Source organism: Candidatus Pseudomonas phytovorans (assembly GCA_029202525.1).
GTDB lineage: Bacteria > Pseudomonadota > Gammaproteobacteria > Pseudomonadales > Pseudomonadaceae > Aquipseudomonas > Aquipseudomonas phytovorans.
Window position 1 is genome coordinate 5,345,638 of record CP119325.1, and the last position, 12,782, is coordinate 5,358,419.

13 protein-coding genes are annotated in these 12,782 nt (G+C 62.3%); 6 read left to right on the forward strand and 7 right to left on the reverse strand.

Annotated elements, in window-relative coordinates:
- Nucleotides 1-77: 77 nt before the first annotated feature.
- The 4 genes from P0Y58_23525 to P0Y58_23540 form a co-directional block, all read right to left on the reverse strand.
- Nucleotides 78-557, reverse strand: coding sequence for a CS1 type fimbrial major subunit (locus P0Y58_23525; GenBank protein ID WEK29826.1), 480 nt, complete (start codon nucleotides 555-557; stop codon nucleotides 78-80).
- 221 nt (nucleotides 558-778) lie between these two features.
- A complete protein-coding gene (locus P0Y58_23530) occupies nucleotides 779-2,443 on the reverse strand; it encodes a cation acetate symporter (GenBank protein ID WEK29827.1) in 1,665 nt (554 codons plus the stop codon).
- Nucleotides 2,440-2,751: a DUF485 domain-containing protein gene (locus P0Y58_23535; protein WEK29828.1), complete on the reverse strand. Its 312-nt coding sequence runs from the start codon at nucleotides 2,749-2,751 to the stop codon at nucleotides 2,440-2,442. The genes P0Y58_23530 and P0Y58_23535 overlap by 4 nt, the downstream gene beginning before the upstream one ends.
- A 242-nt stretch (nucleotides 2,752-2,993) precedes the next feature.
- The gene (locus P0Y58_23540; GenBank protein WEK29829.1) at nucleotides 2,994-3,854 is read right to left on the reverse strand and encodes a glycine betaine ABC transporter substrate-binding protein; all 861 of its coding nucleotides are present in this window, start codon (nucleotides 3,852-3,854) and stop codon (nucleotides 2,994-2,996) included.
- A 197-nt stretch (nucleotides 3,855-4,051) separates the two neighbouring features.
- Here P0Y58_23540 and P0Y58_23545 point away from each other — a divergent pair, with 197 nt between their 5' ends.
- Nucleotides 4,052-5,617, forward strand: a complete 1,566-nt coding sequence (locus P0Y58_23545) for a beta (1-6) glucans synthase (GenBank protein WEK29830.1) — start codon at nucleotides 4,052-4,054, stop codon at nucleotides 5,615-5,617.
- A gap of 42 nt (nucleotides 5,618-5,659) precedes the next feature.
- Here P0Y58_23545 and P0Y58_23550 read toward each other — a convergent pair whose 3' ends face one another.
- Nucleotides 5,660-6,013 (reverse strand): hypothetical protein, encoded by a 354-nt coding sequence (locus tag P0Y58_23550; GenBank protein ID WEK29831.1) that lies wholly within the window; start codon nucleotides 6,011-6,013, stop codon nucleotides 5,660-5,662.
- A 190-nt stretch (nucleotides 6,014-6,203) separates the two neighbouring features.
- On the opposite strand from P0Y58_23550, the gene P0Y58_23555 reads away from it, so the two are divergent.
- Both P0Y58_23555 and P0Y58_23560 read left to right on the forward strand, forming a co-directional pair.
- Entirely contained in the window at nucleotides 6,204-7,502 is a 1,299-nt protein-coding gene (locus P0Y58_23555) for a serine/threonine protein kinase (GenBank protein WEK29832.1), read from the forward strand.
- Complete coding sequence (locus tag P0Y58_23560; GenBank protein WEK29833.1) at nucleotides 7,495-8,319, forward strand: VacJ family lipoprotein; 825 nt, start codon at nucleotides 7,495-7,497, stop codon at nucleotides 8,317-8,319. Before P0Y58_23555 ends, P0Y58_23560 begins: the two co-directional genes overlap by 8 nt.
- A gap of 115 nt (nucleotides 8,320-8,434) precedes the next feature.
- On the opposite strand, the gene P0Y58_23565 is transcribed toward P0Y58_23560, so the two are convergent.
- Together P0Y58_23565 and P0Y58_23570 are read right to left on the reverse strand one after the other, a co-directional pair.
- A complete protein-coding gene (locus P0Y58_23565; protein ID WEK29834.1) occupies nucleotides 8,435-9,583 on the reverse strand; it encodes a patatin-like phospholipase family protein in 1,149 nt (382 codons plus the stop codon).
- Between the two features lie 146 nt (nucleotides 9,584-9,729).
- Entirely contained in the window at nucleotides 9,730-10,665 is a 936-nt protein-coding gene (locus P0Y58_23570) for a lipid A biosynthesis lauroyl acyltransferase (GenBank protein WEK29835.1), read from the reverse strand.
- A gap of 111 nt (nucleotides 10,666-10,776) precedes the next feature.
- Here P0Y58_23570 and minC point away from each other — a divergent pair, with 111 nt between their 5' ends.
- The 3 genes from minC to minE all read left to right on the forward strand — a co-directional run bounded on the left by minC (nucleotide 10,777) and on the right by minE (nucleotide 12,707).
- Nucleotides 10,777-11,535, forward strand: coding sequence for a septum site-determining protein MinC (minC, locus tag P0Y58_23575; protein WEK29836.1), 759 nt, complete (start codon nucleotides 10,777-10,779; stop codon nucleotides 11,533-11,535).
- A gap of 101 nt (nucleotides 11,536-11,636) precedes the next feature.
- Nucleotides 11,637-12,449: a septum site-determining protein MinD gene (minD, locus tag P0Y58_23580; GenBank protein ID WEK29837.1), complete on the forward strand. Its 813-nt coding sequence runs from the start codon at nucleotides 11,637-11,639 to the stop codon at nucleotides 12,447-12,449.
- Between the two features lie 3 nt (nucleotides 12,450-12,452).
- Nucleotides 12,453-12,707: a cell division topological specificity factor MinE gene (gene minE, locus P0Y58_23585; protein ID WEK29838.1), complete on the forward strand. Its 255-nt coding sequence runs from the start codon at nucleotides 12,453-12,455 to the stop codon at nucleotides 12,705-12,707.
- The last annotated feature ends 75 nt before the right edge of the window (nucleotides 12,708-12,782 follow it).

Sequence of the window (12,782 nt, forward strand, 5' to 3'; positions counted from 1 at the left end):
TGCAGGCAATACCTGCCCGCCCCGCGACAGGTGCCGAGGGCAGGGACAGGCAACAACGGATGAACGGAGGGGGTGGATCAGGGCGCGGCCGTTTCGAAGATCATGCTGACCAGGCCCTGGTAGTTGCCTGGCTCATAGCCTGCGGCAGGCGCCGGTTGTGCTGCGACTTCAAAGCCAATGATCGCACCCGGTGCTGCCTGGGCGGCGCTGACCACTTCGGCTGGGGTGGTTTGCAATACGGTGTCGCCAACCTTGACATCCAGGCCGATGTTGTTGGAGCCGTTGGCAATCACGGCAGGCGATACCAGGTAGGCGGTGATAGGGCCGACAGTGCTTTTGACTTGCAGTTCTTTGCGGATCGGGTCGAGCCTGGCCTGATTGGGGTTCCAGCCCAACTCCTGAGGGTCGTTCATCCAGTTGCCGCCTACCGGCTCAACGAAGAACGCATCGGTCGGTACCTGGGCCGTTACCTGCACTTGTTTTTCGATCGGGTCGATGGCGTGGGCAGCGCCGGCGAACAACAGGGCCAGCGGGAGGGCGAGGAACATACGTTTCACGAATCAAATCTCCTTGAGGAATCTCGGGCTGACGGGCGACTGCCCGATCAGTGGAGGCGATTATTCGTGAACGCTGTCGCGGAATGATTAGGACCGTTCCGAGCGGATTTAGGAAATTTCCCAAGCAAATTCATTTTGCCATTATTTGCTGCCAAACCCTGAAACGCACAACGCCCCGGCAAGCGGGGCGTTGTGCGTTTCAGGGTTTAACCGCTACAGCATCAGTGAGAAACCGCCCCGCTGGCACCCAGGCCAGTCTGCGACCGCACGAACTGCGGGAAGAATTTCGCACGCTCGTCGTCAGCCGCCTTGGACTTGTCGGTGATCGAGAAGAACCAGATGCTGACGAAGGCGATGGCCATCGAGAACAGCGCCGGGTACTCGTACGGGTAGATTGGCTTCTCATGGCCGAGGATCTGCACCCAGATGGTCGGGCCAAGGATCATCAGCGTCACCGCACTCACCAGGCCCAGCCAGCCGCCGATCATGGCGCCGCGGGTGGTCAGCTTCTTCCAGTACATCGAAAGCAGCAGCACCGGGAAGTTACAGCTGGCCGCAATGGAGAACGCCAGGCCGACCATGAAGGCGATGTTCTGCTTCTCGAACAGGATGCCCAGGCCGATCGCCAGCACACCCAGGGCGACGGTGGTGATCTTCGACACGCGGATCTCGTCCTTGTCGTTGGCCTTGCCCTTGCGCCATACGCTGGCGTACAGGTCGTGGGACACCGCCGAGGCACCGGCCAGGGTCAGGCCGGCAACCACCGCCAGGATGGTGGCGAAGGCCACTGCCGAGATAAAGCCGAGGAACACGCTGCCACCCACGGCGTCGGCCAGGTGCACCGCCGCCATGTTGTTGCCGCCCAGCAAGGCGCCTGCGGCATCCTTGAAGTCCGGGTTGGTGCTGACCAGCAGGATGGCGCCAAAGCCGATGATGAAGGTGAGGATGTAGAAGTAGCCGATGAAGCCGGTGGCGTACAGCACGCTCTTGCGTGCTTCCTTGGCGTCACTGACGGTGAAGAAGCGCATCAGGATGTGCGGCAGGCCGGCGGTACCGAACATCAGCGCCAGGCCCAGGGAGAACGCCGAGATCGGGTCTTTTACCAGGCCGCCCGGGCTCATGATCGCTTCACCCTTGGCGTGCACCTTGATCGCTTCGGAGAACAGGGTGTTGAAGTCGAAGTTCACGTGTTTCATTACCATCAGTGCCATGAAGCTGGCACCCGACAGCAACAACACAGCCTTGATGATCTGTACCCAGGTAGTGGCCAGCATGCCGCCGAACAGCACGTACAGGCACATCAGGATACCTACCAGGATCACCGCCACGTGGTAGTCCAGGCCGAACAGCAGCTCGATCAACTTGCCGGCGCCGACCATCTGCGCAATCAGGTAGAAGGCCACCACCACCAGCGAACCGGAGGCCGACAGGGTGCGGATTTCCTTTTGCCCGAGGCGGTACGAGGCCACGTCGGCGAAGGTGTATTTGCCCAGGTTGCGCAGGCGTTCGGCGATCAGGAACAGGATGATCGGCCAGCCGACCAAAAAGCCGATGGAGTAGATCAGGCCGTCGTAACCCGAGGTGAACACCAGGGCGGAGATGCCCAGGAAAGAGGCGGCCGACATGTAGTCGCCGGCAATCGCCAGGCCGTTCTGGAAACCGGTGATCTTACCGCCGGCGGCGTAATAGTCCGCAGCGGACTTGTTGCGTTTGGAGGCCCAGTAGGTAATGCCAAGGGTGAAGGCGACGAAGGCCACGAACATGGCGATCGCGGCGACGTTCAGCGGCTGTTTCTGCACCTCGCCGGTCAGGGCATCGGCGGCCCACACGGCGGGTGCGAAGGCACCGCAGGCCAGTACGGCCAAAGCTTTGGCGTGGCGAATCATTGTTGCGCCTCCTTCAGGATGGCCTTGTTCAGCTCATCGAATTCGCCGTTGGCTCGGCGTACGTAGATGGCGGTCAGGACGAATGCCGAAAGGATCAGGCCGACGCCCAGGGGAATGCCCCAGGTAATCGACGACTCAGGGCTGAGCTTGGCGCCCAGCAAATGAGGACCGTAGGCGATCAGGAGGATGAAGGCGCAGTACAGGCCGAGCATGATCGCCGAAAGAATCCAGGCGAACCGTTCGCGTTTGGTGACCAGCTCCTTGAAGCGGGGGCTGTTTTGTATCGAGAGGTAAATGCTGTCGTTCATTGTTTTTGTCCTAGCAGCACAGGTAGGGGATGGTACCCACACCCTTACTTTATGCTGCCGCTGGACGCCAACCAGACGACCTTAGTCTTAGATGCAACGGTGTTTTACCGATTGCGTAACAAAGTGCCGGCCCTTTCGCGGGCATGCCCGCTCCCACAGGTACATCACAAGGCCTGAAGGCAGTGATTTCACTGTGGGAGCGGGCAAGCCCGCGAAGAAGCAAAACTGGCCCTAACGAGCGATCACTTACCAGTCCACTCCTTCACACGATCCGGGTGCTTGGCCACCCAGTCCTTGGCCGCGGCTTCAGGCTTGGCACCGTCCTGAATCGCCAACATGACTTCGCCAATTTCATCCTTGGACTGCCACTGGAACTTCTTCAGGAACTCGGCCACTTCAGGGGCTTTCTTGTCCAGTTGCTTGCTGCCGATGCTGTTTACGGTTTCAGCTGCGCCGTAGACGCCTTTGGGGTCTTCAAGGAACTTGAGCTTCCACTTGGCAAACATCCAGTGGGGTACCCAGCCCGTCACTGCAACCGACTGCTGCTTGTCATAGGCACGGGTAAGCTCGGCAATCATGCCTGCGCCAGAGCTGGCTTGCAGCTTGTAGCCGGTCAGGTCGTAGTCCTTGATGGCCTGGTCGGTCTTGATCATCACGCCGGAGCCGGCGTCGATACCTACGATTTTCTGCTTGAAGCTGGTGTCGGTCTTGAGGTCGGCAATGCTGTTGGCCTTGACGTACTCAGGCACGATCAGGCCGATTTTTGCGTCTTTGAAGTTGGCCCCGTAGTCGACCACCTTGTCTTTGTTCTTGGCCCAATATTCACCATGGGTAACCGGCAACCATGCCGAGAGGATCGCATCGAGCTTGCCGGTGGCAACGCCCTGCCACATGATCCCCGCAGCCACGGCCTGCAACTTCACGTCGTAGCCGAGCTTTTGCTTGATCACTTCGGCGGCCACGTTGGTGGTCGCGACGCTGTCGGCCCAACCATCCACGTAACCGATGCTGACTTCTTTAGCCATTGCCTGTGCAGCGCTCATCCCCAGTACCAGGGCGGTGCCCACCCCCAGGAAACGTCGCATTTTTTTCAAAGTTGCCATCAAAGCATCCCCTCGTCAGGTCTTGGAGATTGCATCATCTGCCTGCGACAGAGGTCGACCTGATCCGTCTGCGACCTGTACAGGCCCCATATGCGACAGCACTGTGCCATTAGCGCCATCGGCCTACGCCGACCTGCGCGATCCTTGCATGCCAAAGCTTTGGCGCCGGGCTACTATCTACCCTTTTGCGCCTGACGATGGACCGCCCGATGCCCAGTTCTGCCCGCCTGCTGTTGCCGCTGTACCTGCTTGCCTGCCTGTTGGCTCTGATCGGGCTCGCCGGGCTCTGGTACGGGCTTGGCAAGCCGGTGCACCTGCCCGATGCGGCCAGCTCGACGCACAAGTTGCAATGCGCGTCCTACACGCCGTTCGACAAGGATCAGTCGCCCTACGACCAGCCGTTTCGCCTGCGCCCGGCACGCATGGACGCCGACCTTGCCTTGCTGGCTGAGCGTTTCCAGTGCATCCGCACCTATTCCATGACCGGCCTTGAGGCAATCCCGGCGTTGGCCCGCAAGCATGGGCTGAAAGTGATGCTGGGCGCCTGGGTGAACGCTCACCCGGCCGACACCGACAAGGAAATCGACCTGTTGATCGCCACCGCCAACGCCAACCCCGATGTGGTCAGCGCGGTGATCGTGGGCAACGAGACGTTGCTGCGCAAGGAAGTCACCGGCGCGCACCTGGCCAAGCTGATCGCCCGGGTAAAAAGCCAGGTGAAGGTGCCGGTGACCTACGCAGATGTGTGGGAGTTCTGGTTGCAGCACCCGCAGATTGCCCCGGCGGTGGATTTCCTGACCATCCACCTGCTGCCGTACTGGGAAGACGACCCGCGCGGCATCGACGAAGCCCTGGCCCATGTGGCCGATGTACGCCGGGTATTCGGCACGCGCTTTGCGCCCAAGGACATCCTGATTGGCGAAACCGGCTGGCCCAGCGAAGGCCGCCAGCGCGAGATTGCCGTGCCCAGCCGGGTCAACGAGGCGCGCTTCATTCGTGGCTTTGTGGCCATGGCCGAGAGCAACGGCTGGCATTACAACCTGATCGAAGCATTCGACCAGCCGTGGAAGCGCGCCAACGAAGGCGCAGTGGGGGGTTACTGGGGGCTGTACGACGCCGACCGGCAGGACAAGGGCGTGCTCGAAGGGCCGGTGAGCAACCTGCATTATTGGCCCCAATGGTTGCTGGCCAGCGCCGTACTGATGGTGCTCATGCTGATGATGGCCGGGCGTCCCGCTACACCGAAGGCGGCCTTGCTGCTGCCGCTGCTGGCGGCGTTCGGCGCCGGTTGCCTGGGGTTGTGGGGCGAGCTGATGCGTACCCATGCACGCTTTGCCGGGGAATGGCTGTGGGCCGTTGCGCTGGCCGGGCTGAACCTGCTGGTGCTGGCCCATGCGCTGCTGGCTTTGGCACAGCGGGCCGGCTGGCGTGAGCGCTTGTTCGCCTGGCTGCAGGCGCGGGCGGGTTGGCTGTTGTTGGCGGCGGGCTTCGCTGCGGCGGTGAGCATGCTGGCGATGGTGTTCGACCCACGTTACCGCAGCTTCCCCAGCGCGGCGCTGGCGTTGCCGGCGCTGGTGTATGTGCTGTGGCCGGTGCAGGCGCGGCGGGCGGAAGTGGCGTTGCTGGCGTTCATTGTCGGTGCTGGGGTGGCGCCGCAATTGTTTGTGGAGGGGCTGGAGAACCAGCAGGCCTGGGGTTGGGCGGTGGTGAGTGTGCTGATGACCGCAGCCTTGTGGCGGAGCTTGCGGCTGTGCAAGGTTTGATATCCCGGGGCCGCTGCGCGGCCCCTGTCAGACTCGCCATGGTCACCTGACCAACCGCAGCCCCGCCAGCACCAGCGCAAACACGGCAATACTGGCGGTGTACAACACCAGCGCTGGCACCGCGAACACCAGGGCCAGCACCGCCAGCCACCCGCCAGCGCGGCCGGCAACGACCTGCGCCAACAGCGCCAGGCCCAACCCGCTCCAGGCCATCACCTGGTGGTGAATGCCCAATCCAAGCAACGACCGCACCTCACACTGCCAGTACGCGGCCGGTACCGTGCACAGCCCTACCCACTGGCCATCTTCCATCAGCCCATAGCGCACGCCATAACTGGCCGCGAGCCACAGCCCGATACAAAGCACCAGTAGCGCAGCCGGTAGCGAACGAGACATCCTGTTCTCCAATAGCGGTAATCGAAAGCATCCATGATCGCTTATGCCTGGTTGTAAGGCAAAATCACAACCCTGCAGCTATGTTGCAGATAACAAGCACACCAAAGGCCACCACGCCAGGCAACTTTGCCCAGCTGGATGTGGTCCTAGCCTGCACACTGCTCGACCTTGCGTTCTTTTGGGGGATTACATGCTTCGATCTTTGCGCCTCGCTGCCCTGCTCGGTAGCCTGCTTATGGCGGTGGCCGCTTCAGCGCGGGATATCGACGCTGCCAGCTACGGCTACCCCTTGACCAACCCGTTCGAGGCAACCATCGCGACCACGCCGCCGGACCAGCGCCCGACCCTGCCCAGCGACGACGAAATCACCCAGTCGGACTACAGCCTCAACTTGCGCCCGGAGCGCGAGTTCACCCTGCCCGACAACTTCTGGGCGGTTAAAAAACTCAAGTACCGCCTGGCCCGCCAAGACCACGAAGCGCCGCTGATCTTCATCATCGCGGGCACCGGCGCACCGTACACCAGCAGCATCAACGAATACCTGAAGAAGCTGTTCTACCAAGCCGGCTTCCACGTGGTGCAACTGTCGTCGCCTACCAGCTACGACTTCATGAGCGCCGCCTCACGCTTCGCCACCCCCGGCGTCAGCCAGGAAGACGCCGAAGACATGTACCGGGTGATGCAGGCCGTGCGCGCCCAGCACCCGCGCCTGCCGATCAGCGAGTTCTACCTCACCGGCTACAGCCTGGGTGCGCTCGACGCCGCCTTTGTCAGCCACCTGGACGAAACCCGCCGCAGCTTCAACTTCAAGCGCGTGCTGCTGCTGAACCCGCCGGTCAACCTGTACACCTCGATCAACAACCTCGACAAGCTGGTGCAAACCCAGGTCAAGGGCATCGACCGCAGCACCACGTTCTATGAACTGATGCTGACCAAACTGACCCGTTACTTCCAGGACAAGGGCTACATCGACCTCAACGAAGCACTGCTGTACGACTTCCAGCAGTCGAAGCAGCACCTGTCCAACGAGCAGATGGCCATGCTGATCGGCACCTCGTTCCGCTTTTCGGCGGCAGACATCGCCTTTACTTCCGACCTGATCAACCGCCGTGGCCTGATCATTCCACCGAAGTTTCCGATCACCGAGAGCAGCAGCCTCACGCCATTCTTCAAGCGCGCCCTGCAGTGCGACTTCGACTGCTACATGACCGAGCAGGTGATCCCGATGTGGCGCGCCCGCACCGGTGGCAACAGCATTTTGCAACTGACCAATCAGGTCAGCCTGTATGCCCTGGCCGACTACCTGCACAGCAGCGACAAGATTGCCGTGATGCACAACGCCGACGACGTCATCCTCGGCCCTGGCGATATCGGTTTCCTGCGCAAGGTGTTTGGTGAGCGGCTGACCCTTTACCCCCATGGCGGCCATTGCGGCAACCTCAATTACCGCGTCAACAGCGACGCCATGCTGGAGTTCTTCCGTGGTTAACAAACTCCTCTTCGCCACCGCCCTGCTTGCTGCCGGCCACACTCTGGCAGCCGAAACCGCCCCACGGGCCAGCGTGATCGAGGCCGACCCGCAAGTGACTGCCGCACCGCTGGCGCCCGAAACAGACGGCTTTCTCGACCCGCTGCGCGAGCTGAAATTCAACCCGGGCCTGGACCAGCGCGAGTTCGAGCGTTCAACCCTGGAAGCGCTGAACGTGTACGACCCGCTGGAGTCGATCAACCGGCGCGTCTATCACTTCAACTACCGGTTGGACCAATGGGTGCTGCTGCCGCTGGTCAGCGGTTACCAGTACGTCACTCCGCGCTTTGTGCGCACCGGTGTCAGCAACTTCTTCAACAACATCGGTGATGTGCCGAACCTGTTCAACAGCGTGTTGCAGCTCAAGGCCAAGCGCTCGGCGGAGATCACCGCACGGCTGATGTTCAACACCCTGATTGGTGTAGGTGGGCTATGGGACCCGGCGACCAGCATGGGCCTGCCGCGTCAGAGCGAAGACTTCGGCCAGACCTTGGGCTTCTATGGCGTTCCGGAGGGGCCGTACCTGATGCTGCCGGTGCTGGGGCCATCGAACCTGCGCGACACCACCGGGCTGGTGGTGGACTATGCGGGCGAGCAGGCGATCAACTACCTGAACGTGGCTGAGGCCAGCACCGACCACCCGGAAATCTTCGCCCTACGTGTGGTGGACAAGCGCTATACCACCAACTTCCGCTACGGCCAGCTGAACTCGCCGTTCGAGTACGAGAAGGTGCGCTATGTGTATACCCAGGCGCGCAAGTTGCAGATAGCCGAGTAAGCAGGCTTGGCCTCTTCGCGGGCTTGCCCGCTCCCACAGGTATTGCACAATTCCTGATGGTTGTGCGGTACCTGTGGGAGCGGGCAAGCCCGCGAAGAGGCCGGTACAGGCAACATCAGATCCCCAGGAACTGGCACAGCTCGCGCTTCTTGGCCAGGGCATCGCGCCGCCCCAGTTCGATCAGCTCACTGCAATAGCTGGCCTCGAACAGCAAATAGCTCAGCACCCCCGCCCCACTGGTGCGCGTCGCCCCCGGCCCACGCAGGAACAGGCGCAACGCCGCCGGCAACTCGCGCCGGTGGCGGGCAGCGATCTCGTCCAACGGCTGGCTGGGAGCCACCACCAGCACCTCGATCGGCGCCAGCCCCAGGCGCCGGGCATCCAGGTGCGCCGGCAGCAGCCGGCTCAGGTGGTTCAGCCGCTGCAGCAGTTCAATGTCGTCTTCCAGGCTGTCGATGAACGTGCTGTTGAGCATATGCCCACCGATCTGCGCCAGGCTCGGTTGCTGCCCGCTGAACACGCGCTGGGTGGGCAACGGCGGTGCCGGCCGCTGCGGGTTGCCGCTGACCCCGACTACCAGCACCCGACTGGCGCCCAGGTGCAAGGCCGGGCTGATCGGCGCCGACTGGCGCACCGCGCCGTCACCGTAAAATTCGTCGCCCAACTGCACCGGGGCAAACAGCAGCGGAATGGCCGCGCTGGCCAGCAGGTGGTCGATGGTCAACGGCGTGGGCACGCCGATGCGGCGGTGGCGCAACCAGGCGTCGATAGTGCCGCGCCCCTGGTAGAAGGTGACCGCCTGGCCGGACTCGTAGCCGAAGGCGGTGACTGCCACTGCGCGCAACTGCTCGGCAGCGATGGAATGGCCGATGCCATCCAGGTTCAGGTGTGCCTGCAGCAGGCTGCGCAACGGGCTGCTGTCCAGCAGCGCCACCGGCGCCTGGCCGCCCAGCCCGAGCAGGCTGTGGCCGACGAAGCGGCTGGCCTGGCGGATGACGCCGGGCCAGTCACTGCGCATGACCAGGTGGCTGCGAAAATTCTGCCAGAAGGCGGTAAGCCGCTGCACGGCATCATTGAAGTGGGTGGCGCCGCTGGCCAGGGTTACGGCGTTGATGGCGCCTGCAGAGGTGCCGACAATGACCGGGAACGGATTGTGTGCGCCGGCGGGCAGCAGCTCGGCGATGCCGGCCAGCACGCCGACCTGATAGGCGGCGCGGGCGCCGCCGCCAGAAAGGATAAGACCGGTTACCGGGGATGGGGCCATCGCTTCCTTCCTGGATTCACTTTGTCAGTACCGGCCTCTTCGCGGGGCAAGCCCGCTCCCACAGGCATCTCGGCACCTCAGGCAGTGTAGAAAACCTGTGGGAGCGGGCTTGCCCCGCGAAGAGGCCCGCACTCACAGCACAAGATTCAGCGCTTTTTCTTGTCGTACAGCCGCGGCGCACCCTCGGGCCGCGACTTGAACCGGCGGTGCGCCCACAGGTACTGCTCGGGGCACTCGCGCAACACACTTTCAACCCACTGGTTGATGCGCAGGCAGTCGGCCTCTTCGCTTTCACCGGGGAAGTCCGCCAGCGGCGGGTGGATGACCAGACGATAGCCGCTGCCGTCCTCCAGGCGCTTCTGGGTGAACGGAATAACCTGCGCCTTGCCCAGCCGGGCGAACTTGGTAGTGGCAGTTACCGTCGCAGCCGGGATGCCGAACAGCGGCACGAAAATGCTCTGCTTGGCGCCGTAATCCTGGTCCGGTGCGTACCAGATCGCCCGGCCCGAACGCAGCAGCTTGAGCATGCCGCGCACGTCCTCGCGCTCCACCGCCAGCGAGTCGAGGTTATGCCGCTCGCGGCCGCTGCGCTGGATGAAGTCGAACAGCGCATTGCCATGCTCGCGGTACATGCCGTCGATGGTGTGCTGCTGGCCCAGCAGGGCGGCGCCGATTTCCAGGGTAGTGAAGTGCACGGCCATGAGAATGGCGCCCTTCCCCGCCTGCTGGGCGGCCTGCAGGTGCTCCAGCCCCTCGATATGGGCCAGGCGCGCCAGCCTGGCCTTGGGCCACCACCAGCTCATGGCCATTTCGAAGAAGGCGATACCGGTGGAGGCAAAGTTGGCCTTGAGCAAACGCCGCCGTTCGTCGACCGACAGCTCCGGGAAGCACAGTTCAAGGTTGCGTGCGGCAATGCGCCGACGTTCGCCGGCAAAGCAATACATCACGGCGCCCAACGCAGCACCGGCTTTCAACAGAACCCGGTACGGCAACTGGACCACCAGCCACAGCAGGCCCAGGCCCAGCCACAGGCCCCAGAACTTTGGGTGAAGGAAATAGGGACGAAAACGCGGGCGTTCCATTGAAGCTTCCGGAAAGACAAAGGCTGCGCATTCTACAACGGATCAGCGTATGTTGCGGGCAACCGGTGTTCTCGTTATAACTCAGGGCACTTTTTTCGCAACAAGCCGTCTATGCAGACCATGAGCCCAAACCACACACCCGATACCGCCTCTGTGTTCCAGCTCAAGGGCAGCATGCTTGCCATTACAGTGCTGGAACTGGCGCGCAATGACCTTGAAGCCCTCGACCGCCAACTGGCGGCCAAAGTTGCCCAGGCACCGAACTTCTTCAGCAACACGCCCCTGGTGCTGGCACTGGACAAGCTGCCGGCTGGCGAAGGCGCAATCGACCTGCCCGGCTTGATGCGTATCTGCCGCCACCATGGCCTGCGCACCCTGGCCATCCGCGCCAACCGCATCGAGGATATCGCCGCCGCCATCGCCATCGACCTGCCGGTGCTGCCGCCGTCCGGCGCCCGCGAACGGCCGCTGGAGCCCGAGCCTGAGGTGAAGAAGCCCGAACCCGCCCCGGCCCCACCGCCAGCCCCCGAGCCAGAGGTGCGCCCGACACGCATCATCACCAACACAGTGCGCGGCGGCCAACAGATCTATGCTCAGGGCGGTGACTTGATCGTGACTGCCTCGGTCAGCCCGGGTGCGGAACTTCTCGCCGATGGCAACATCCATGTGTACGGCGCCATGCGCGGCCGGGCCCTGGCCGGCATCAAAGGCAATACCAAGGCGCGTATCTTCTGCCAGCAAATGACTGCCGAAATGGTCTCTATTGCCGGCCAGTACAAGGTTTGCGAAGACCTGCGCCGCGACCCCCTTTGGGGCACCTGCGTGCAAGTCAGCCTGTCTGGCGATGTGTTGAACATCACCCGTCTTTGACGGATACTTGCAAGCATTTTTAGAGCAACTTTTTTACCGTTGCCGTTTTTTTTGCATTTTTGCAGGGACTAGCGTCCCGATTATTTTAGGGGTGAAACACCTTGTCCAAGATTCTCGTGGTTACTTCCGGCAAGGGGGGTGTGGGCAAGACCACCACCAGCGCCGCCATTGGTACCGGCCTTGCACTGCGCGGCCACAAGACCGTCATCGTCGACTTCGACGTGGGCCTGCGTAACCTCGACCTGATCATGGGCTGCGAACGCCGCGTGGTGTACGACTTCGTCAACGTGGTCAACGGCGAAGCCAACCTGCAGCAGGCCCTGATCAAGGACAAGCGCCTCGAAAACCTGTTCGTGCTGGCCGCCAGCCAGACCCGGGACAAGGACGCGCTGACCAAGGAAGGCGTCGAGAAGGTGCTGATGGAGCTGAAGGAGCAGTTCGATTTTGTGGTCTGCGACTCGCCTGCCGGTATCGAAAAAGGTGCTCACCTGGCGATGTACTTCGCTGACGAGGCCATCGTCGTGACCAACCCGGAAGTCTCGTCGGTGCGTGACTCTGACCGCATGATCGGCCTTCTGTCCAGCAAGTCGCGCCGCGCAGAGCAAGGCGATGATCCGATCAAGGAACACCTGCTGATTACCCGTTACCACCCGGAGCGCGTCGAAAAAGGCGAAATGCTTGGCGTTGAAGACGTCAAGGAAATCCTCTCGGTCGAACTGGTGGGTGTCATCCCGGAATCCCAGGCAGTACTCAAAGCCTCTAACCAAGGCATCCCGGTCATCCTCGACGACCAGAGCGATGCTGGCCAGGCTTACAGCGATACCGTCGACCGCCTGCTGGGCAAAGACAAGCCCCTGCGGTTCATCGAAGTGCCGAAGCAAGGATTCTTCGCGCGACTGTTTGGAGGCAAGTAAACCATGAACCTTTTTGACTTCTTTCGTGGCAGACAGAAACAGACCAGCGCGTCGGTAGCGAAAGAGCGTCTACAGATCATCGTGGCGCATGAGCGCGGCCAACGCAGCGAACCGGATTACTTGCCGGCGCTGCAGAAAGAACTGCTGGAAGTGATCCGCAAGTATGTGAACATCGGCAACGATGACGTGCATATCGAGCTGGAAAACCAGGGCAGCTGCTCGATTCTGGAGCTGAACATTACCCTGCCGGATCGCTGATACCGCGACCTGTCTGGATCATTGGGGCTGCGTTGCAGCCCATCGCCGGCAAGCCAGCTCCCACAGGGTCCGCGC